This is a genomic window from Mycobacterium shunyiense, from assembly GCF_058270035.1.
In genome coordinates this window covers 385,795-406,087 of sequence record NZ_JBZDPT010000019.1, presented here as the reverse complement: position 1 = coordinate 406,087, position 20,293 = coordinate 385,795, and the positions used below count along the sequence as shown (strand labels likewise).

General features: G+C 66.3%; 22 protein-coding genes. 12 read left to right on the top strand and 10 right to left on the bottom strand.

From position 1 onward, the window contains the following. Window positions 1–29 precede the first annotated feature (29 nt). From AC4ELS_RS14150 to AC4ELS_RS14140, 3 genes are read left to right on the top strand one after another with little or no spacing between them, the layout of a single operon-like run. Window positions 30–800, top strand: a complete 771-nt coding sequence (locus AC4ELS_RS14150; protein ID WP_499047821.1) for an SGNH/GDSL hydrolase family protein — start codon at window positions 30–32, stop codon at window positions 798–800. A 47-nt stretch (window positions 801–847) separates the two neighbouring features. Next, window positions 848–1,792 carry an ABC transporter ATP-binding protein gene (locus AC4ELS_RS14145; protein WP_064878313.1) on the top strand — a complete coding sequence of 315 codons (945 nt, stop codon included), beginning with the start codon at window positions 848–850 and terminating at the stop codon, window positions 1,790–1,792. Further along, window positions 1,789–2,547 carry an ABC transporter permease gene (locus AC4ELS_RS14140; RefSeq protein ID WP_064961037.1) on the top strand — a complete coding sequence of 253 codons (759 nt, stop codon included), beginning with the start codon at window positions 1,789–1,791 and terminating at the stop codon, window positions 2,545–2,547. Before AC4ELS_RS14145 ends, AC4ELS_RS14140 begins: the two co-directional genes overlap by 4 nt. Window positions 2,548–2,554: 7 nt before the next feature. On the opposite strand, the gene AC4ELS_RS14135 is transcribed toward AC4ELS_RS14140, so the two are convergent. Then, complete coding sequence (locus tag AC4ELS_RS14135; protein WP_499047819.1) at window positions 2,555–3,268, bottom strand: slipin family protein; 714 nt, start codon at window positions 3,266–3,268, stop codon at window positions 2,555–2,557. A gap of 339 nt (window positions 3,269–3,607) precedes the next feature. Between AC4ELS_RS14135 and AC4ELS_RS14130 the strand changes: the two genes are divergently transcribed. The 5 genes from AC4ELS_RS14130 (at window position 3,608) to AC4ELS_RS14110 (ending at window position 9,220) form a co-directional block, all read left to right on the top strand. Further along, on the top strand, window positions 3,608–5,113 hold the full coding sequence (locus tag AC4ELS_RS14130; protein ID WP_448444100.1) for a M28 family metallopeptidase: 1,506 nt from the start codon (window positions 3,608–3,610) through the stop codon (window positions 5,111–5,113). Further along, window positions 5,110–6,546 (top strand): M28 family metallopeptidase, encoded by a 1,437-nt coding sequence (locus tag AC4ELS_RS14125; RefSeq protein ID WP_064878227.1) that lies wholly within the window; start codon window positions 5,110–5,112, stop codon window positions 6,544–6,546. The genes AC4ELS_RS14130 and AC4ELS_RS14125 overlap by 4 nt, the downstream gene beginning before the upstream one ends. An 84-nt stretch (window positions 6,547–6,630) precedes the next feature. Continuing rightward, a complete protein-coding gene (locus AC4ELS_RS14120; protein ID WP_236734614.1) occupies window positions 6,631–7,698 on the top strand; it encodes a type III polyketide synthase in 1,068 nt (355 codons plus the stop codon). After that, entirely contained in the window at window positions 7,698–8,207 is a 510-nt protein-coding gene (locus AC4ELS_RS14115; RefSeq protein WP_064961042.1) for an isoprenylcysteine carboxyl methyltransferase family protein, read from the top strand. The genes AC4ELS_RS14120 and AC4ELS_RS14115 overlap by 1 nt, the downstream gene beginning before the upstream one ends. Further along, window positions 8,204–9,220: an NAD(P)/FAD-dependent oxidoreductase gene (locus AC4ELS_RS14110; protein WP_064961043.1), complete on the top strand. Its 1,017-nt coding sequence runs from the start codon at window positions 8,204–8,206 to the stop codon at window positions 9,218–9,220. Before AC4ELS_RS14115 ends, AC4ELS_RS14110 begins: the two co-directional genes overlap by 4 nt. Here the strand turns inward: AC4ELS_RS14110 and AC4ELS_RS14105 are convergent. Continuing rightward, window positions 9,201–10,475, bottom strand: a complete 1,275-nt coding sequence (locus AC4ELS_RS14105) for a uracil-xanthine permease family protein (protein WP_064878235.1) — start codon at window positions 10,473–10,475, stop codon at window positions 9,201–9,203. The genes AC4ELS_RS14110 and AC4ELS_RS14105 overlap by 20 nt on opposite strands. A gap of 63 nt (window positions 10,476–10,538) precedes the next feature. On the opposite strand from AC4ELS_RS14105, the gene AC4ELS_RS14100 reads away from it, so the two are divergent. Further along, the gene (locus tag AC4ELS_RS14100) at window positions 10,539–10,712 is read left to right on the top strand and encodes a hypothetical protein (protein WP_499047816.1); all 174 of its coding nucleotides are present in this window, start codon (window positions 10,539–10,541) and stop codon (window positions 10,710–10,712) included. A gap of 33 nt (window positions 10,713–10,745) precedes the next feature. On the opposite strand, the gene AC4ELS_RS14095 is transcribed toward AC4ELS_RS14100, so the two are convergent. The 3 genes from AC4ELS_RS14095 to AC4ELS_RS14085 are packed head-to-tail and all read right to left on the bottom strand — an operon-like array spanning window position 10,746 to window position 13,146. Further along, on the bottom strand, window positions 10,746–11,978 hold the full coding sequence (locus tag AC4ELS_RS14095; protein WP_448444093.1) for an APC family permease: 1,233 nt from the start codon (window positions 11,976–11,978) through the stop codon (window positions 10,746–10,748). Window positions 11,979–12,002: 24 nt separating this feature from the next. Further along, window positions 12,003–12,641: a PaaI family thioesterase gene (locus AC4ELS_RS14090; RefSeq protein ID WP_499047814.1), complete on the bottom strand. Its 639-nt coding sequence runs from the start codon at window positions 12,639–12,641 to the stop codon at window positions 12,003–12,005. Next, window positions 12,610–13,146, bottom strand: coding sequence for a flavin reductase family protein (locus AC4ELS_RS14085; protein ID WP_499047812.1), 537 nt, complete (start codon window positions 13,144–13,146; stop codon window positions 12,610–12,612). Before AC4ELS_RS14085 ends, AC4ELS_RS14090 begins: the two co-directional genes overlap by 32 nt. 125 nt (window positions 13,147–13,271) lie before the next feature. Between AC4ELS_RS14085 and AC4ELS_RS14080 the strand changes: the two genes are divergently transcribed. Next, window positions 13,272–13,937, top strand: a complete 666-nt coding sequence (locus AC4ELS_RS14080; protein WP_064878240.1) for a PadR family transcriptional regulator — start codon at window positions 13,272–13,274, stop codon at window positions 13,935–13,937. A 27-nt stretch (window positions 13,938–13,964) separates the two neighbouring features. On the opposite strand, the gene AC4ELS_RS14075 is transcribed toward AC4ELS_RS14080, so the two are convergent. Beyond that, window positions 13,965–15,668 carry a 3-ketosteroid-delta-1-dehydrogenase gene (locus AC4ELS_RS14075; protein ID WP_448444086.1) on the bottom strand — a complete coding sequence of 568 codons (1,704 nt, stop codon included), beginning with the start codon at window positions 15,666–15,668 and terminating at the stop codon, window positions 13,965–13,967. Window positions 15,669–15,770: 102 nt separating this feature from the next. Between AC4ELS_RS14075 and AC4ELS_RS14070 the strand changes: the two genes are divergently transcribed. Both AC4ELS_RS14070 and AC4ELS_RS14065 read left to right on the top strand, forming a co-directional pair. After that, on the top strand, window positions 15,771–16,916 hold the full coding sequence (locus AC4ELS_RS14070) for a 3-ketosteroid-9-alpha-monooxygenase, oxygenase component (RefSeq protein ID WP_448444084.1): 1,146 nt from the start codon (window positions 15,771–15,773) through the stop codon (window positions 16,914–16,916). Between the two features lie 2 nt (window positions 16,917–16,918). Then, window positions 16,919–17,197: a hypothetical protein gene (locus tag AC4ELS_RS14065; protein WP_064878246.1), complete on the top strand. Its 279-nt coding sequence runs from the start codon at window positions 16,919–16,921 to the stop codon at window positions 17,195–17,197. A 17-nt stretch (window positions 17,198–17,214) separates the two neighbouring features. Here the strand turns inward: AC4ELS_RS14065 and AC4ELS_RS14060 are convergent, their stop codons facing one another. Genes AC4ELS_RS14060 through AC4ELS_RS14045 form a run of 4 tightly spaced genes read right to left on the bottom strand, consistent with a single transcriptional unit; the run spans window position 17,215 to window position 20,237 of the window. Further along, complete coding sequence (locus AC4ELS_RS14060) at window positions 17,215–17,838, bottom strand: TetR/AcrR family transcriptional regulator (RefSeq protein WP_499047810.1); 624 nt, start codon at window positions 17,836–17,838, stop codon at window positions 17,215–17,217. Window positions 17,839–17,897: 59 nt separating this feature from the next. Further along, window positions 17,898–18,341 carry a nuclear transport factor 2 family protein gene (locus AC4ELS_RS14055; protein WP_064961051.1) on the bottom strand — a complete coding sequence of 148 codons (444 nt, stop codon included), beginning with the start codon at window positions 18,339–18,341 and terminating at the stop codon, window positions 17,898–17,900. 19 nt (window positions 18,342–18,360) lie between these two features. After that, the gene (locus AC4ELS_RS14050) at window positions 18,361–19,143 is read right to left on the bottom strand and encodes an SDR family NAD(P)-dependent oxidoreductase (protein ID WP_499047808.1); all 783 of its coding nucleotides are present in this window, start codon (window positions 19,141–19,143) and stop codon (window positions 18,361–18,363) included. A gap of 17 nt (window positions 19,144–19,160) precedes the next feature. Further along, window positions 19,161–20,237, bottom strand: a complete 1,077-nt coding sequence (locus AC4ELS_RS14045; protein ID WP_448444072.1) for a hypothetical protein — start codon at window positions 20,235–20,237, stop codon at window positions 19,161–19,163. Window positions 20,238–20,293: the final 56 nt, after the last annotated feature.

The following is a 20,293-nucleotide window of genomic DNA, read 5'->3' as shown; positions in this document are numbered from 1 at the left end:
TGGACGCAGAGTCAACAGGAGGGATCGCTGTGAGCCGCTACGTGGCCCTGGGCAGTTCGATGGCTGCCGGGCCGGGGATCAAGCCCTCGGCAGAAGGCGCGCCGTGGCAGGCGGGCCGCTCGGCACGCAATTACCCGCACCTGGTGGCGGCCGAACTCGGGCTCGACCTGGTGGACGTGACCTATTCGGGCGCCACCACCGCGAATGTGCTGCGCGATCGGCAGAACGGTGCGCCGCCGCAGATCGAGGCACTCGACGGATCCGAGGCGCTGGTCACGATCACCATCGGGGGCAACGACGCCGGCTATGTGCCCCAGCTGATGGCCGCTGCGTTGCCGCGTTTCACCCGGTCCCTGCCCCTGGTGGGGCCGCAGCTTCGCGGCCTGCTCGACCCCGACGCGCGGGAAACCGCGTTGACCGATGTGGCCGATTCTCTCGTGACGGTGGGGCGTGAGGTACGCCGGCGAGCGCCGCAGGCGCAGGTGTTGTTCGTGGACTACCTGACCATGCTGCCGCCGGAAGGTGTCGCTGCGCCGCCGTTGTCGCTGAGCGATGCGGCGCTGGGGCGGCACATCGCGGCCACGCTGGAACGGCTCACCGGAGAGGCTGCCGCCGAGACGGGCTGCGGGTGGGTGCGCGCCGCGCAGGCGAGCCTGACGCACCATGCCTGGTCGGCCCAGCCCTGGACCACCCGGCCGGGGCTGCCCTGGCCGTGCCGGCCCGCGCCGCTGCACCCCAACGCCGCAGGCATGCGCGCGGTTGCCGATCTGGTCGTGGCGCAGGCGGGAATGTTCACCTGATCTGAACCTGAGCAGTCAGAACGACACCGCCTGCAATGATGGCGGTGATGATCGAACTGACCGGGCTGACAAAGCTCTACGGCACCCACCGCGCTGTCGACGATCTGACGTGCACCGTCGAACCAGGCGTCGTCACCGGCTTCCTCGGGCCCAACGGCGCGGGCAAGACCACCACGATGCGGCTGATTCTCGGGCTGGACCATCCCAGTGCCGGGACCGCGACCATCGATGGCAAGCACTACCGGGAACTGCGTGACCCGCTGCGCACGGTCGGCGCCCTGCTCGACGCGCGCCAGGCCCATCCGAACCGCACGGCCCGCAACCACCTGCGCTGGATCGCCGCGGCCAACCGGATTCCGGCGACCCGGGTGGACGAGGTGCTCGAGACGGTCGGGCTGACGGCGGCAGGAGACCGCAACGCCGGGGCGCTGTCGTTGGGCATGAGCCAGCGGTTGGGGATCGCCGCCGCGCTGCTGGGCGACCCGCCGGTGCTGCTGTTCGACGAACCGGTCAACGGCCTGGATCCTGAGGGCATCCACTGGGTGCGCACCCTGATGCGCGAGCTGGCCGCCGAGGGGCGCACCGTGTTCGTGTCCAGCCACCTGCTGGCCGAGATGTCCAACACCGCAGACCGCTTGGTGGTGATCGGCCAGGGCAAGTTGATCGCCTCGACCACCGTGAGCGAGTTCGTCAGCGGCACATCCGCCGACACCGTGCGGGTTCGCAGCCCCCAGCTGGAAATGCTGCGCGAGGTTCTCACCGGCGCCGGGTTCGAGGTGGAGGCCGCCGCCGACGGTGATGCGCTGGCAGTGCACGGCGCGGCCATCGAGGTGATCGGCGACCTGGCCGCGCGCAACGCGATCGCCCTGCACGAGCTGAGCCAGCGGCAGGCCTCGCTGGAGGAGGCGTATCTGAAACTGACCGATGATGCCGTCGACTACCGGGCTGGTGTTGTGATGAGCGCTCGCGCGAAGAACCGAGAAGCACGATGAGCGCGCTGGCCGCGCTCGACGCCGAGCGCATCAAGCTGTCCACGACCCGCTCCCCACTGTGGTCGGTGGTCGGTGTCGCGGTGCTGAGTCTGGGGTTGGCCGCCATGCAGGGCATGACGGTGAACCACTACACCGGGCTGCCCCCGTCCAAGGCCGCACTGGGTGTCGCGGTGTTCGGGGTTCCGGTCCTGATGGTGCTGTCCTCGATGACGATGACCGGGGAGTACCGCAGCGGACTGATCCGCACCACGTTGCTGGCCACCCCGAACCGCACGCAGGTGCTCACCGCGAAAGCGGTGGTGTGCGCGGCGTTCTCCTCGGTGTGTGCGGTGATCATGGTGCTGGCCTCGGTACTGGTGGCCCGGATGGTCGCCGACCCGGTGGTGGGTACGCAGCTGTCCATGGCCAATCCGGCGACCTGGCGGGTGGCCGGCGGGTTCGCGTTGTACGCCGCGCTTGCCGCGGTACTCGGGGTGGCCGTCGGGGCGCTGGTGCGATTCGCGGCCGGTGCGGTGGCGGTCCTGCTGCTGTGGCCGTTGGTGGCCGAGCCCCTGCTCGGCAACATGCCCAACACCGGCCCCAAAATCGGGCCGTGGCTGCCGTTCGCCAACATGTTTTCGTTCCTGCACGTGGAGTGGCTGTTCCCGACGTACTTCACGACGTGGGGCGAGCTGGGCTCGCTGTTCTACTTCATGGTGTGGGTGGCGGTGGCGTTTGTCGCCGCGGCGGTGGTACTGAACAGGCGGGACGCCTGACCCGGAATTACTCCGGGTCAGACGCCTCACCGCGGGTGACCGCGTCGGTGCTTCCCGTGTCGCTACCGAGGGCCAGCACTACCTTCGACCCGTACGGCACCCGCTGGACCAGCTGCAGCTGAGCCAGGGCCGGGTGAGCGTCCAGCAGCTTGCCGGCGTTGGCCAGCGCGCGCAGCGCTGCGGTCTCGGCACGGGCCGCTTCCAGCTTCGCCGCGCCGTTGGCCTTGGCCGTCACCAGCTGCATCGCCGCGGCACGGATCTCGGCCGGGATGATCACGTCCTTGACGAACGCCTCGATCACCTCGACCCCGGTGCGGGCACCGGCCGCCCGCGCCGCCGCAGCGATCGCCCCGGCGTCGATGCGGTTGCCGCGCTGCATCACCTCGTCGGCGGTCACCGCGGCGACGAGATCGCGCAGGGCGATCTGCGCGGCCAGGTACACCGCAGCCATCGGATCGGCTGTGGCCTCCACGTAGGCCACGGCGTCGCTCACCTTGAACTGCAGGGCGACGGTGATCCGCAGCGTCACCGCATCCGAGGTCAGCACCTCCTGCGGAGCCAGCGTGAGCACCTGCTCACGCATCTCGACACGCACCACCGAGGCCGCCACATCAATGCGGTGGCGCCCCGGTGGCAGGACACGACCCAGCGTGCCGTCGCGGTACTCCAGTGCGCACTGGCCTGCGGAAACGGTGATTCGGTTGAACGTGAAGATGCCCATGTCGTGTCCTCCTTCCGGTGTATGTGTCTGCGCGGCAAAGGGATACCGCCGCCGGACGTGATCCGTGACGGGGCGTCACACCCCCGTACCGGCGGGTGCGGGCCACAAGGTCGCTGATCGCGTGGGACCCGGCGGCGGTATCGGGGATTTGTAAGAGAGGATTCGAACCTCAGGCCCTTTACCTGTGCCATGACGCCGCCGGCAACACACAGAAACGTTGCGGTACTCCGCTCGGCCTGCTTCCCTGTCGGCGTCGGGGAACACGATGCCACCACAGCAAATCGCCTGGCAACCGATTTATCGGTCTGGCACTTCGGGACAGCAGCTACCGTGGGTGCAATGCGACGTACTTCGACGGGGGCAGTTCTGGGCGCGCTGGCGCTGACCATGGGGCTCGCCGGCTGTGATGCAAAGACCGAACTGCAGACCGACGGGCAGGCGTCCCGGGAGTCGTCATCGTCGGCGGTGGTGTTCGCCGACCAGTTGCGTGCGCAGGTGTCGACCGACGCGATGATGGGGCATCTGGGCAAGCTCCAGGAGATTGCCAACGCACACGACGGCAACCGTGCGCTGGGCACCCCGGGGTACGACGCGAGCGTGGACTACGTCGCCGGTGCGCTGCGCGACAAGGGATTTGACGTGGAAACCCCGGAGTTCGAGGTGAAGCTCCCGTTCGCCGAGGACCCCCAGGTGACCGTCGGTGGCCAGCCTGTCACCGCCAAGCCGCTCGAGTTCACCATCGGCACGGCCCAGGAAGGGGTGTCCGCACCGCTGGTGCCTGCCAAGGTGGAGGACACGCCGGGATGCGAGGCCGCTGACTACGACGGTCTACCCGTTGCCGGTGCCGTCGTGCTGGTCGACCGTGGCTCGTGCCCGTTCGCCGACAAGCAGGCCGCGGCCGCCGAGCGCGGCGCCGTCGCGATGATCGTCGTCAACACCAACAACGACGAGAAGATGGGCGGCACGCTGGGCCGCAACACCGACGTGAAGATCCCGGTGGTCAGCGTGACCAAGGACGAAGGTACCCGGCTGCGCAACGCGCCCGGCCCCACCACGATCAAGCTCGTGGCCGGGGTACGCGTCGAGCACACCCGCAACATCATCGCCCAGACCAAGACCGGATCGACTTCCGACGTGGTGATGGTCGGGGCGCATCTCGACAGCGTGCCGGAGGGCCCCGGGATCAACGACAACGGTTCCGGCGTGGCCGCCGTACTGGAAACCGCTCTACAGTTGGGCGATTCGCCCGAGGTGGCCAATGCCGTGCGGTTCGGCTTCTGGGGAGCCGAGGAGGAAGGTTTGCTCGGCTCGACCAACTACGTCCAGTCCCTCGACACCGAAGCGCTCAAGGACATTGCCATGTACCTGAACTTCGACATGCTCGGCTCACCCAACGCGGGCTACTTCACCTACGACGGTGACCAGTCCGCACCGCTGGACGAGCAGGGTCGTCCGCGTGTTCCCGAGGGCTCGGCGGGTATCGAGCGCACGCTGTCGACTTACCTGAAAGAGGCGGGAAAGACGCCGCGCGACACCAGTTTTGACGGCCGGTCGGACTACGACGGGTTCACCATGGCCGGGGTTCCTGCAGGTGGGTTGTTCTCGGGTGCCGAGGACAAGATGAACGCCGAGGAGGCGAAACTGTGGGCCGGTGAGGCGGATAAACCGTTCGACCCGAACTATCACAAGAGCACCGATACCCTTGACCACGTGAACCGGGATGCTCTGCAGATACATGGTGAGGGAGTCGCATTTGCTGTCGGGCTGTATGCCCAAGATCAGCGGGGCCGCAACGGTTTACCGGTCCGCGCAGACCGCACGCGCCACCAGATCACCGCGCAGTGAGGGCGCGTCGACTCGCTGCTCTACTGCTCGGTGCCGCGCTCGCGGGTTGCTCGGCCCAGTCGGTGCCGACGCCGGTCGAGCCCCAGGACCTGGCGGGCAAGATCACCGTCGACGCCATGTTCACCCATCTGCGCAAGTTGCAGGAGATCGCCGACAGTCATGACGGCAACCGGGCGGTCGGCAGCTCCGGATACGACGCGAGCGTCGACTACGTGGCACAGCTGCTGCGGGACAAGGGTTTCGACGTGCAGACACCCGAGTTCGAGCGGATGGGTTCGATGCGCGGGGGTAAGCCGGAGCTGAGCGTGTCCGGGCGCAGCTACCCGGTGGACCAGGCGTCGATGCTGGTGATGACGGAACCGGGCGGGCTCACTGCGCCTACGTTGCACCCGGTCAAACCCTCGGGATGTACGGCAGCCGACTACGGCTCGGTCAACATCAAGGGCGCCATTGCGGTCGTGGACGACACCGGCTGTTCTGTTGTGGTCAAACAGAACACCGCCTTGGACAAGGGTGCGGTGGGATTGCTGGTGGTCAACCGTGGGCGCCAGCCCGCTCCGGGTGGGTTGTTCAGCACTGGCTACTACCGGCACCTCACCGTGCCGGTCGGCGTCATCGACGAAACCGCAGATGCGGCACTGCTGGGCACCAGCGCCCCGGTTCGACTGACCCTCGACGGCAAAGCCGACATGGTCAAGTCTCGCAACGTGACCGCGCAGACGAAGACCGGTTCGGCGTCGGACGTGGTGCTCGTCGGCGCACACCTGGACAGTGTGGGTGGCGGCCCCGGTATCAACGACAACGGGTCCGGCGTGGCAGCCGTGCTGGAAACCGCGCTGCAGCTGGGTAGTTCGCCGGCGGCGACCAATGCGGTGCGGTTCGCGTTCTGGGGTGCCGAGGAGATGGGGCTGGAAGGGTCGACGCAGTACGTGCGCAACCTGCCGCTGGACCAACTTGACGACCTCGCGCTATACCTGAACTTCGACATGGTCGGCTCGCCCAACGCGGGGTTCTTCACCTACGACGGCGACCAATCCGGCCAGGCCACCGATCCCAAGCCGATTCCCGAGGGCTCGGCCGGGATCGAACGGACCATGGCGGGATATCTCAACCTTGCCGGGGTGCGGCCCGCGGACATGCCGATCGGCATCAACTCCGACTACCATCCGCTGCTGCAGGCCGGGGTGCCGATCGGTGGCACGACGACCGGATCGTCGCAGCGCAAGACCGAGGTGCAGGCCCGGTTGTGGGGTGGGCGAGCCGGGGTGGCCTTCGATCCGAACTATCACACGCGCCGAGACACCATCGACAACGTCGATGCACGCGCGCTGGGGATCATGGGATCGGCGATCGCATTCACCGTCGGCACGTACGCCCGGTCCATCGAGGGCCCCAACGGTGTACCCGCGCGTGACAAGCGTCATCGCGGTTGATCCGTGAGCTGATTCACAGGCAGGTCGTTTGAACCGCAGCGGGTAGGCCCCCGTTGTACGGGTATGGGAATTAACGTCGCGAGAATGCCCAGCCACAGCACCATTGCCGGTGTCCACGCTGTACTGCCCCCGCACCGATATACCCAGGACGAGGTCACCAGCGCACTGCTGGACATTCCCGGATATGCCGAATCCGAGGACGTGGTGCGCGCGCTGCACAAGAGCGCGAAAGTGAACAGCAGGTATCTGGTCCTGCCACTCGAGGAATACGCCCGGCTCGATGATTTCGGTGAGAGCAACAGCCTGTTCATCGAACACGCAACCGAACTGGGCTGCGCCGCACTGTCCGGCGCGCTCGACGATGCGGGTTTGCGCCCGCAGGATGTGGACCTGATCGTCACCACCACTGTCACCGGCGCCGTGGTCCCTTCACTGGACGCCAGGATCGCCGGGCGCCTCGGCCTGCGGCCGGATGTGCGCCGCATCCCGATCTTCGGGCTGGGTTGTGTGGCCGGCGCCGCAGGCATCGCCCGGCTCAACGACTATCTGCGCGGTGCGCCCGACAAGGTGGCGGTCCTGGTGTCGGTGGAATTGTGTTCGTTGACGCGCAAACACAATCCCTCCATGCCGACGCTGGTGGCCGGCGCGCTGTTCGGTGACGGTGCTGCCGCGGTGGTCGCGGTCGGCGAGGAACGGGCCAGGAAGCTGAACCCGACCGGGCCCGATGTGCTGGATTCCCGTAGCCATCTCTACCCGGATTCGTTGCACGCCATGGGCTGGGACATCGGTTCCGACGGTTTCGAGATCGTGCTCAGTGCGGAGGTGCCGAGCTTCGTGGGCCGTTACCTCGGAGACGATGTCGCCGGGTTCCTCGGGGACCACGGCCTTTCCGTCGACGACGTATCCGCTTGGGTGAGTCATCCGGGTGGACCGAAGGTGATCGAGGCGATCATCGAAACCCTCGGATTACCTGAGGATGCACTGGATCTCACCTGGCAGTCTCTCGCCGACGTCGGCAATCTGTCGTCGTCCTCGGTGCTGCACGTCCTGCGCGACACCATCCGCAAACGGCCGGAGTCGGATACGCCCGGGGTGATGATGGCCATGGGCCCGGGTTTCTGCTCCGAACTCGTCCTGCTGCGCTGGCGCTGATGACGGCCAAGAGATTCACCGCGCTGATCGTCCTCGTCGCCGCCGAGCGGGTACTCGAGCTGGTCGTGTCGAAACGCAACCTGAAGTGGAGTATCGCCCAGGGTGGCAAGGAATTCGGGGCCGGGCACTATCCGGTGATGGTGGCGCTGCACAGCGCCCTGCTGGTGGGCGCGGTGGCGGAGGCCCGCAGGCGTAGGTCGTCGCCCATATTCGGCCGGATCATGGTGGGGGTCGTACTCGCCGCTCAGGCGCTGCGCTGGTGGTGTATCACCACGCTGGGCAGGCAGTGGAACACCAGGGTCGTGGTCGTACCCGGCGCCACGCGCGTCGTCGACGGTCCGTACCGGTTGATTCCGCACCCGAACTATGTCGCGGTGGTCACGGAAGGGGCCGCGTTGCCGTTGGCCGGCGGAGCGTGGCTCACCGCTCTGGTGTTCACCGTGGCCAACGCTGCGCTGTTGCGAACCCGCATCCGGGTGGAAAACGAAGCGTTACAAGGCTTGACGTGATTGATCTGCTCGTCGCAGGTGGTGGCCCGGCCGGGCTGGCCACCGCGGTGCACGCGGCGCGCGCCGGGCTGGAGACCGTGGTGGTGGAACGCCGGCAGGGCCCGATCGACAAGGCCTGCGGTGAGGGACTGATGCCGCACTCGGTCCGGCAGTTGCAGCGCCTGGGAGCTGAGGTAGACGGACGGGCCTTTCGGGGCATCCGTTACCTGGACGGGCGGCGCACCGCCGAGGCCAGGTTCCGCGACGGATCCGGCTACGGCGTGCGTCGCACGGTGCTGCACGCCGCACTGTCGGACGCGGCGTCGGCAGCTGGGGTCCGGGTGGTCCACGGTGAGGTGGGTGCGGTCACCCAGGACTCGAACTCGGTGAGCGCAGCCGGTTTTCGAGCCCGCTACCTGGCTGCCGCTGACGGTCTGCACTCGCCGATCCGCCGCTCGCTGGGGCTCAGTGGCGGGGAGGGCAGGCGGCGGCGCTGGGGGATTCGGCGTCACGTCCAGATTGCCCCGTGGTCGGATTGCGTCGAGGTGTACTGGGGACCCGACGCCGAGGCGTATGTGACCCCCGTCGGCGAGAACTGCGTCGGGATCGCGATCCTGACGTCCGAGCGCGGCGGCTTCGAGCAGCACCTGGCGGCGTTTCCGATGCTGGTCGAGCGGATCAACGGCCTTGAGCACGGCCAGGATCGGGCCGCCGGGCCATTGCGGCAGAAGGTTCGCAACCGCAGCGCGGGGCGGGTGTTGCTGGTCGGGGACGCGGCGGGCTACGTCGACGCGCTGACCGGGGAGGGGATGGGCCTGGCGTTCGGCGCCGCCGAACTCCTGGTGGGTTGTGTGCGGGCCGATCGGCCCGGTGACTACGACCGGCAGTGGCGCGTGCTGACCCGCCGCTACCGGTTGCTCACCGCAGCCCTGCTGCACGGCAGCGGTTTCGGTCCGGTGCGGGCCTGCATCACCCCGGCGTCGGCGGCGCTGCCGTCGGTGTTCGCCCGGGTGGTCAACGCGCTCGGTGAGTAGGTTGTGCCAAGTTGCCGAGGTACTCCAGCAGCCGCATGCCGTGGAACACCAGCAGCGCGGCGATGGATCCCAGCGCGATCCCGGTGAAGGTCAGTGAGCCGAGTTGCCAGGTGAAGTCGGCGATCCCGATGATCAGTGGGATCGCCGCGGTCATCTGGTTGACCGGTTTGGAGAAGTCCACGTGATTGGTCAGCCAGATCCGCACACCCAGGATGCCGACCAGACCGTAGAGCACGATCGTCGCCCCGCCCAGCACGCCCGGCGGGATGGCCGAGATCGCCGCTCCGACCTTGGGGCACAACGACAATGCGATCGCCACCGCCGCGGCGACCCAGTAGGCGGCGGTCGAGTAGACCCGGGTGGCCGCCATCACGCCGATGTTCTCGGCGTAGGTGGTGGTGGCCGACCCGCCGCCGGCGCCGGCCAGTACGGTGGCCACCCCGTCGGCGGCCAGCGCACGGCCGATCATCGGATCGAGGTCGGTGCCGGTCATCTGGCCCACCGATTTGACGTGCCCGATGTTCTCGGCGACCAATGCGATCACCGCGGGCAGGAACAGCGGCAGTACCGCCAGGCTGAACTCCGGCGTGTGGAACTCGGGCAACCCGATCCACGGCGCCGCCGCGATCGCCGCGGTGTCCACGTCGCCGAGGACCAGCGCCAGCAGGTACCCGATCACGACGGCGCCGAAGATCGCCAGCCTGCCGATCAGCCCCTTGAAGAAAGCCAGCGTGGCGACCAGCAACACCAACGTCACCAACCCGACCAGCGGGCCCTTCTCGAAATTCGCCTTGGCCGCCGGGGCCAGGTTGAAGCCGATCAGCGCGACGATCGCGCCGGTCACCACCGGTGGCAAGGTCAGGTCGATCCACCGGGTTCCGATCAGGTGCACCACCGCGCCGATGAGGATCAGCAGCACCCCGACGGCGATCAAACCGCCCAGCGCGCTGCCGGTTCCGTGCGCTGCCACGGCGGCGGTCACCGGGGCGATCACCGAGAAACTCGACCCCAGATAGCTCGGCAACCGGTTGCCGGTGATGAGCAGAAACAGGATGGTCCCGACCCCGGAGAACAGCAGGGTGGTGGCCGGCGGAAAGCCGGTGAGCACCGGCACCAGAAACGTGGCACCGAACATGGCCACCACATGCTGGGCACCGATACCGATGGTGCTGGCCCAATCGAGCCGTTCCCCGGGGTTGACGACGAAGTCGTCGTCGGTGCGGGTCTCGACGTATTTCCAACTCAGCGGAATCACGAGTGTTGACTGAACACCATGAGCGGTCGTCGCGCATGCGGACTACGGCAAGAATCAATCCTGATGAAACCGAACCTGGCGCGTTGGCTCCCCGGACTGGTGCAGTTCGCCGGCTACCAGCGGTCCTGGCTGCGCGGGGACGTCCTGGCCGGGGTGACGGTCGCGACGCTGGTGCCGATGGCCGTCGACGCGCTGCGGTTCGTAGCCGAGCGGCCACTTGTATCACGCTGTTCGTGAAAGTCCGTGTCTTAACTGGCCACTCGGCGACGGTCAGTGCCGGCGCACGGCGTAGATCACCGCGCCGATCGCCACCACCGCAAGCCCGGCGAGCACCGAGGCCAGGGGCAGCGAGAAGGCCAGCACCAGACAGCCGATGAGGCCGGCGGCCGGGATCACGCGACGCCACCGGTTTTCGGGCTCCAGCGTCCACGCCGACACATTCGCGATCGCGTAGTACAGCAGCACCGCGAACGACGAAAACCCTATCGCCCCACGCAGATCCACCACGGCGGCCATGATGGCCACGACAATGCCGACCAGCACCTCGGCCCGGTGGGGCACAGCGAACCGCGGGTGGACGGCGGCCAATGCGTGCGGCAGGTGATGGTCGCGAGCCATCGCCAGCGTCGTGCGCGACACCCCGAGGATCAGGGCCAGCAGCGAGCCCAGCGCCGCCACCGCAGCTCCGGCCCGCACCACGGGTTGCCACTGCGGGGCGCCTGCCGCGGCCACCGCATCGGCCAGCGGTGCGGGTGCGGATGCCAGGCCGGAACTGCCCAGGACCGATAGCGCCGCGACGGCCACCACCGCGTAGATCACCAGCGCGATACCGAGTGCGATCGGAATCGCGCGCGGGATGGTGCGCGCCGGGTCCTGGACTTCTTCACCCAGCGTGGCGATCCGGGCGTAACCGGCGAATGCGAAGAACAACAGGCCCGCGGCTTGGAGTACACCGCGGGCGCCGACATCGTCACCAATATCCAGTCGGGAGAGGTCGGTGCTGCCGGAACCCGCGATGATCACCACGACCGCGGCCAGGACCGCCAGCACGCACGCGACGATGATCCGGGTGAGCAAGGCCGACTTCTGGATACCGGTGTAGTTCACGACCGTCAACGCCACGACGGCGGCCACCGCCACGGCATGTGCCCATTGGGGCCAGACGTAGAGCCCGACCGTCAAAGCCATCGCCGCACACGACGCGGTCTTGCCGACGATGAAACTCCACCCGGCCGTGTAACCCCAGAACTCGCCGAGTCGTTCGCGCCCGTAGACGTAGGTGCCGCCGGACTGCGGGTAGAGCGCGGCCAACCTCGCCGAGGACGTCGCGTTGCAGTAGGCGACGACGGCGGCGACGGCGAGGCCGATGAGCAGTCCGCTGCCGGCCGCGGCTGCTGCCGGGGCCAGGGCGGCGAAAATGCCCGCACCCACCATGGAGCCCAGGCCGATCACGACAGCGTCGGTGGTCCCGAGCCTGCGCTGCAGCCCGCCGGGCGTGGTCACCCCGCGATAGTAGTGCCGTGACTGCTATCCGGCAGGTCGGCGTGGATGAAAGAAGACACCTTCAGCGCGGACCGTGATGCCGTCCGAGGTGGCGAGGTGGCCGACGGCAAAAGTCTTGACTCCCTCTACCCGGTCGATGTGCGCCTCGGCGCGAACAGGTCCGAGCCGGGTCCCGGCTTCGTAGCGGAGGGTGAGTGTGCCGGTCACCGCAGGCCGCCCCGGCTGGTGCGCGGTTGCGCCGAGGACGTGGTCGAGCAGCAGCGCGCAGATCCCACCGTGCACGTGGCCGGCGGGCCCTTCGTAGGCTGCGCCGAGCGTCACCTCCGCCCACACTCGGCCGTCGGGTTCATGGTGGACCACCAACGGTGGAGCCAAGGCATTGCGGAGCCCGATGACGGCGTTCCCCCACGCCAGTGACTGGCCGCCGACTGCCTGTTGGACGCCGAACGAACCAGGGATCAGCGACTGGCTGAGTTCGCCTGCTGCCGCATCGATCTTCGCTTTGGCGGACAGGAGGGTGTCGAGATCGGCTTGACTCCGGATGGTCGCATCGACGAGTCGGCGGACGGAATCGGTGATGGACGCGTAAAGCGCTTCTGGGACATCGGTTTCGCTGTGTATGGACAATCCCTCACTCCGTCGTGGAATCGAGTCGCCGGTCATCGAAGCCACCGTAATCGCCGCGGTAGAACAACAATGGCTGGCCGTCGTGGGCGCTCAACGAGGTGACGTGGGCGACGACGATGGTGTGGTCACCCGCGCCGTGCTCGTACTCGAGGTCGGCTTCGATGGTGGCCAACGTGCCGTGCAGGCGTGGGGCGCCATTGTTGGCCGGGCTCCATTGGACTCCGGCGAACTTGTCCGCGCTGCTGCGTGCGAACTGGGCGCATACCGCTTGCTGATGGTCGGCCAGGATGTTGATACACATCCGGCCGGAAGCTCGGATCAGCGGCCACGTCGAGGAGGATCGCGACGGGCAGAAGGACACATAGGGCGGCTCCAGCGACACTGATGTCACCGATTGACAGGTGAAACCCAGTGGTCGCTGCCCGTCCTGACCGGTGATGACAGCGATGCCGGTGCAGAAGTGGCCGAGCACCGCCCGCATGTCCTGGGGGCCTGGTCGTTGGGGTGGGCTGCCCAGTGTCGCAGTGCTATCGAATCCCATCGCTGCGTCTCCCTCATCTGTTGTCATCAACCAGATTCGTCGAGACATGGACCGCGGGCAACGGTGTCTCCCGGTCAGCGGTTCGGACGGACAAGTGTCGTGACCTCGATTGTTACCCTTGCACCATGGAAGAATCCGAGCAGGCAGCCAAGCCGGCGCTCGCCGCCACCAGCTGGGCGCTGCTCGGGTTGCTGTCGTATGAGCAAGAACTCTCCGGCTACGACATCCGCAAATGGCTCCACTGGAGCATGCGCTATTACTACGGCAGTCCGGCTTACAGCCAGATCTACTCCGATCTGAAGAAGCTGGAAAAGATGGGTTACCTGACCTCGCGGGTGGACGGGACCGGCACGCGAAACCGCCGGCTCTACAAGATCACCGAATCCGGTCTGGATGCCGTCACGCAGTGGGCCAGGAAGACACCGCCGGATCCGCCGTCGTTGAAGCACCCGGCGCTCATGCGGGTGACGATGGGTCACCTGAGTGACCCCGCCACGCTGAAGCAGATGCTGCAGGAGCATCTTGCCTACGTGGATGGGATGCAACGAGATGCCGCCAAGGAGGCCCGTTGGTCCGGAGCCGACCCAGCGTGGGCATATGCCAAGATCGCGTTGGATTGGGCGGATCGCTACTACGCGTCCGAGCGGGAACTCACCCTGCAGCTGATCAAAGATCTCGACGAAGCCGAAGCCAAATTCCCGAAAGTCGGTGAAGGCGCGAAGATACCGTGGCCAGATCCCGCCTACTGGTATGAGATCGAACGGAAAGCCGACGCCGAAGACGCCGACTGAACTCCGTCCTTCGGTATTTCGGGCCGGTTATCTTCCGGCAGCGTCGAGTGCGGCGATGTAGCCGTAGACCAATCCCTGCGCGATGGTCGCCCCGGCACCGGGATAGGTGTGGCCGAATGCGTTGGCGGCGGTGTTGCCGATCGCGTAGAGCCCGTCGATGACGGTGCCGTCCTCGCGAAGCACGTGGGCGTGGGCGTCGGCTCGCAGACCGCCGCACGTACCCAGGTCGCTCAGCACCATCTTTACCGCGTAGAACGGGCCTTTGACCAGCGGGCGCAGGTTGGGGTTCGGTGTGACCGTGGGGTCGCCGTAGTAACGGTCGTAGGCGCTGCGGCCGCGTTCGAAGTCGGGATCCTCACCGGCGAACGAGTTCTCGTTGAATCGCCTGACGGTGGCCGAGAAGCTGTCCTGCGGCACCCGCATCTTGGCTGCCAGCTCGGTGAAATTGTCTGCCTTGACCGCGATTCCGGCGTCGTACCAGGTCTGTGGGATCGGCATGCGTGGAAACAGTTCGGCGGCAAAGACGTAGCTGTTGCGGTACTGCTGGTCGAAGACGATCCACATGTCTTCGACCGGCGTACCGGCTTTTTCGAGCTCCAGGACGCGTTGCCCGAAGCTCATGTAGTCGGCCGATTCGTTGGCGAACCGATGACCGTCCTGGTCGACGATGAACGATCCGGGCAGCGATCGTTCGGCGAGCATCACCGCTGGGGCGGCGCCCGGCAGTGGGGCGACGGCGGGAAACCACCAGGATTGATCCATCAAAGTGATGTCGGCACCGACATCCTGGCCCAATCGGATGGCGTCGCCGGTGTTGGATTCTGCACCCAGGCTGAGATTGCTTCCCAGAGACTCGGATTGGAACTTGTGGCGCATGTCCATGTGGTGATCGAAGCCGCCGGCCGCGAGCACGACACCGCGCCGCGCGGTGACGGTGAACGTCTTGTCGCCATGCTCGACGACGGCGCCGGTGACTCGGCCTCCGTCGGTGACCAGCTCGGTCAGGGAGGTGTCGAGCCAGATCGGGATGCCGGCACGAATTGCTCCGGCGAACAGGCCCGCGGCCAGCGCCTGGCCGCCGGCGGCGTAGCGCCTGCCGAGCGCGAGCCCGCCGATGCCCTGGGCAAGTCGTTTGGCGATGGTGGGCAACCCTTTTCGTGGCACCCGGCTCATCAGGTTCAGCCAGCGGTAGTCGGCACCTGTGGTCGGCATCGGAATCTTGACTTCCATGACACCGGGCCGCAGGTCGGCCAGGTATTCGCCGAGCACAGCCGTGTTGAACGGGCGACATTCACAAGTGCGCCCTGCCGCCGATCCACCGGGTGCCTCGGGGTGATAGTCGGAGTACTCCTTGGCCCAGAACAGCTTCATGGGCGTGGTTCGGCGCAACATTTCGACCGTTGCCGGCAGGTTGTCGAGGTATGCGGCGGAACGCTCCTGTGGCGCGGAATCCCCGACGACCGATTCCAGGTACGTGTGTGCCCGAGACACGGGGTCGTTGCCGCCGCAGTCCTCGATCACCGGGCTCGACGGCAACCAGAGCGCACCACCGGATCGGGCCGTCGAGCCGCCGACGTAGGACGACTTCTCGACGACGAGAACGGACAACCCCTGCTCGCGGGCTGCCAGGGCGGCGGCGAGGCCGGTACCGGATCCGACGACGAGAAGGTCTACGTCGGTGGCGGCAACGGGCAGCCCGGCGGGAATGGTCTTGTGGGTGGTGGCGGTCACGACCGAAGACGATAGGGCGATAACCGGCAAAGTTGATTCTGGTCTCCTGTTGAGCGGAACACTGACCTTCCCGCCGGTGTGTCATCGCAGTTCAATGGGGCCATGACGACGCACGCAGATACCGACGAAATTCGGTTGATCGAGGCCGGTTCGGTACCCACCAGATTCGCCCGCGGCTGGCACTGCCTGGGGCTGGTCCGCGAATTCGGTGATGGAAAGCCTCACCAGATCAACGCCTTCGGGCAGAAGCTGGTGGTGTTCCGGGGGGAGGACGGCGCCATCAACGTGCTCGACGGGTACTGCCGGCATATGGGCGGGGACCTCTCGCAGGGGACGGTGAAGGGCAACGAGATCGCTTGCCCGTTCCACGATTGGCGCTGGGGCGGCGACGGCCGCTGCAAGATGGTGCCCTACAGCAAGCGCACCCCCCGATTGGCGAGAACCGCTGCCTGGCCCACGATGGAGCAGGACGGCATGCTGTTCGTCTGGAATGACCCCGAGCGCAAGCCGCCGCCGGCGGATGTGACTATTCCGCGCATCGAGGGGGCCACCAGCGATGGGTGGACCGAATGGCACTGGTACACCACGGTCGTCAACACAAACTGCCGCGAGATCATCGACAACGTCGTCGACATGGCGCATTTCTTCTACATCCACGGTTCGCTTCCCACGCATTTCAAGAACATTTTCGAAGGCCAAGTCGCGACTCAGTACATGAAGAGTGCGGGCCGGCCGGATATCGGCGATCCCGAGGGGTCCAAGCTGCTCGGCACCACCTCGCTGGCCGCCTACCATGGCCCGTCGTTCATGATCGATGATCTGACCTATCACTACCAGGAGTTCGACCAGCGCACGGTCTTGATCAACTGCCACTACCCGATCGACGCCAATTCTTTTGTGCTGCAGTACGGCATCGTGGTGGAAAAGAATGCTGCCATGCCGGAGGAACTCGCCATGGAGACCGCCATCGCACTCGGCGACTTCGTCAAGATGGGATTCGAGCAGGACGTCGAGATCTGGCGCAACAAGACCCGGATCGACAATCCGCTGCTCGTGGAAGAGGACGGGCCGGTGTACCAGCTGCGGCGCTGGTATGAGCAGTTCTACGTCGATGCGGCGGACGTCGCGCCGGACATGGTGGACCGCTTCGAATTCGAGCTGGACACGACCCGGCCGTATGAGGCTTGGATGAGGGAAGTCGAAGCCAATCTCGCTGCCCGCGCCGCCACCTCCGGGTCCGTGGGGTGAAGATGGCTGTCCGCCCGGACAATCGTCTCGACGACGCGCCGATGACGCCGGTGACGTGCGCGCGCTGTGGCGCCGGTGTCGAGGTGCGCAAGAGCAGCTGGAACCAGACCAGCGTTCAGTGGACCGGTACTGCCCTGGCCCGCTGCGAAGAGCGTTGCACAGCGGCACAGTTGGTCGGCGACGGTGGGCACGGTTTGTTCCTCGCCTGCTCGGCTTTGGGTGTTTCCATCGTCGACGCAGTGAGTTCGGGAGCGTTGAGGGTCGTCGACGAGACGTCGTGAAGCCCGGAGACCGTCGGCTACCCCTTCAGGAGGCCGACGGTACGGGCGATCCGTTCTGACAGTTCCGCCACCGCGATGCGCTGCTGAGCGAATGCTGCGACATTGGACATCCAGACGTCGGAGAGGATTTCGGCAGCGCCGATCTCTCTCGTCGCTGAATTTTCGCCTCCGACGGCACGAACAAAGATCCGAACGGTCTGCCGTCGCACCAGGTCGGCCTGGGTCGCAGCAGCGCCGTCGGCATAGAGGTACGGGCGAATCATGGCTTCGGCAAATTGTGGTGACGAGCAGAGCCTGCCGGTGAGGGCCAGGGAGACCTGCAGCAGACGCTGAAACGGATCCGTGTCGCTGGTGCCGCAACGATACTCAGTTTCGAAATCCCACAGCCATTCGTAAAAACATGCGAGCAGCAGGTCGTCCTTCGATGGGAAGTATTGGTACACAGTGCTGGCCGACATGCCCGCCGTCGCGGCGACTGTACGGATCTGGCATGCGTCGTAGCCCTGGAGAGCCAGTGACGTCGCGGCATTGACGATCCGCTCGCGACGGGCCATCCGGCGCGCCGTGAGTTCTGTTGTCCCCGAGTATGATTCGGGGGTCATCAGGCACGTCGTCTCCACATTCAACTCAGATGACCTCACGATGACAACACTAGGTTCGCCTCAGCTGTTTGAGCACCCGCGCTCTCGCTGACCGGGCACTAGCTACCAAAGATTTCCAGCGGACCCACATGCGCACGGTTGGCCTTGATGCGCTCGGTGATACGCCAACGACCATCGCTGTCCCGCCGCCAGGTGTCGTGGTAGTCGCCCAGCGTGTAGAAGCGGGTCGACGGGTCGCCGGCCGCATTCAGGTGAACGTCGCGGATGTAGGCCTTACTCGTGGCGGTGTCGTCGACGACATCGATGATGATGTTTCCCAACAGATGTTGGGTGGGGCCACAATTGTCGAGGAATCCGCGAATCATGTCGACAATCGCGGCAACGCCCACCAGGCGTCCGGTGCCGAAATCTCCTTCGACATCGTCGGCCAGGATCGCGGCCATCGCCGCCCAGTCCCGGTTGTCCATGGCGCGGGCGAACAGATTCAGCGCCCGTTCGATGTCTCGCTCATCGCGTAGCACCCTCAGGGCGACTGAATCCATGCCAAAATCCTCCCACTGCTCAGGCGTGCGCGCCGCCGTCGACGCGAATCTCAGTGCCGGTGATGAACGCACCGTCATCAGAGGCGACCATGGCGATGACCGATGCTACTGCGCCTGGGTCCCCGAGGATTTCGCTTTCGGTGCCGTGCAACAGCGGGGTCTGCTTGGCCCAGAGGCCCAGGTCGTATCCCTCCGGCATCTTGTCCAGCGTGCTGTTGGCCAGGGCCGTTGACACCCCACCCGGCTGGATGTTGACCGCGCGCAGACCCTGCTTCGAGTACTCCAGTGCCAGTGAGTGGGTGAAGCTGAGGATGCCGCCCTTACTGGCTGCATACGCCGCCATGTAGGGGTGCGCGAACGTCGCAGCGGTGGACGTGAAGTTCACGACGACACCCCGTCCCGATTCCAGCAGCGCCGGGAGCGCCTGACGTGTCATCAGGAAGGTGCCGGTGAGGTTGACCGCCAAGGTGCGGTTCCACTCCTCCAGAGTGGTTTCGTGCGTGTGCGAACAGGTCTGCATCGCAGCCACATTGACCAGGACCTCAAGCCCGCCCAACTCGGCGACGGCAGCGTCTACCGCGGCGATCACGTCCGCCTCGCGGGAGATGTCGAGGACGGCCGTGGTGAGCTGCTTGGCGGTGCCGGCAGCTTCGGCGGCCGCGGCAGTCGTCGCCAGGCCGTCGGCGGAGATGTCGTAGGCGACGACCGTCGCACCTTCGTCGAGCAGGCGGGCCACCGTGGCCGCGCCGATACCCGACCCCGCGCCGGTGACGATGACACGACGATCTGAGAAACGGTCCATCAGATGTCCCTTCGACATCAGGAGAGTTGAAAGGCGGAGATCGGAGCCTCTTCCGGGTAGCTGCTGGGGCCACCGAGGTCGTAGGCGGCGTTGAGCGCTCCGATGAACGCCGGGTCATGCAACGGCTCGCCGGGTACGTCGAGCTTGATGCCCTTGACCTTGAGATCGTCGACCATCATCCCGATGGCGCGTTCGATCGTGATGTCGTCCGAACCGTCCATGTTCTTCTTGAGTTCTTCGTAGTCGGAGAACACCTCGGCAGACCAGTGGACGAGGAACCTCAACTCGTCGGTGTGGTGGCGGGCAATGACATCTTCGCCGTTCTTCAGCAGCCACTGGTCGCGGTCTGCCGGGTCGCCGGTGAACACGGTATCGAACGCCAGGCCGGCCGGAACCTGTTGCTCCAATGGGCCGTTGGCTTCTCCGCGGTGCACCATCATCTCGTTCTGCACGACGACGCCGCGGTTGTTGATCGGCGGCAGTACCCGGGCCGGCGGCTTGAGCGGACCCTCGGGCCAGTAGGTGAAGCCCGAACCTTCGTCGAGGGAGAACCAGGTGATCACCTGAGCCATCTTGATCAGGTAGTCGGTGAACAGGCCGGACTTGCCCATCACGCTGCACAACCAGGTGGGGGCGTTCTCGTGGCGCACCCCGCGGAAGCTGGGGGAGTCCAGGTGCCCGGGATCGCGGTTGGCGCATGGTCCGTTGATGTTGAACAGCATCATTTCCGGCTTGGCGTACTCGGCGTTCCAGTAACCCTTGGCCTCCTCGATGAAGCCGGCGTTGTAGAAGCAGTCGTGCAGCTCGGGGTACAGAACGGCGCCGTAGCTGGCCAGGTAACCGCGGAACGTCGGGGTGAGGAACAGGTCCAGTGACGGGGTGAAACCCTCGGGGAAGGCGCCGCTCATGGTGGCCATCAACTCGTCGGCCGAGGCGAAGTGCTGGGCGATGATCAGCTTCCATGGGCCTTGGGTGTGGGCGACGTCGAGCAGTCTGCGCTTCTGGTCTTCGGTGTAGATGTCGGTGAGCTCGCGCGGTGGGGCGGCGGGACGCAGGATGTCGGACAGCTCAAGGCGCCGTTCGTCGGTCAGCATTCTTGTCTCCTAAAGGCTTTCAGCGGTCTCGCTCGCTCGAGTCTGGAGGCACTGCG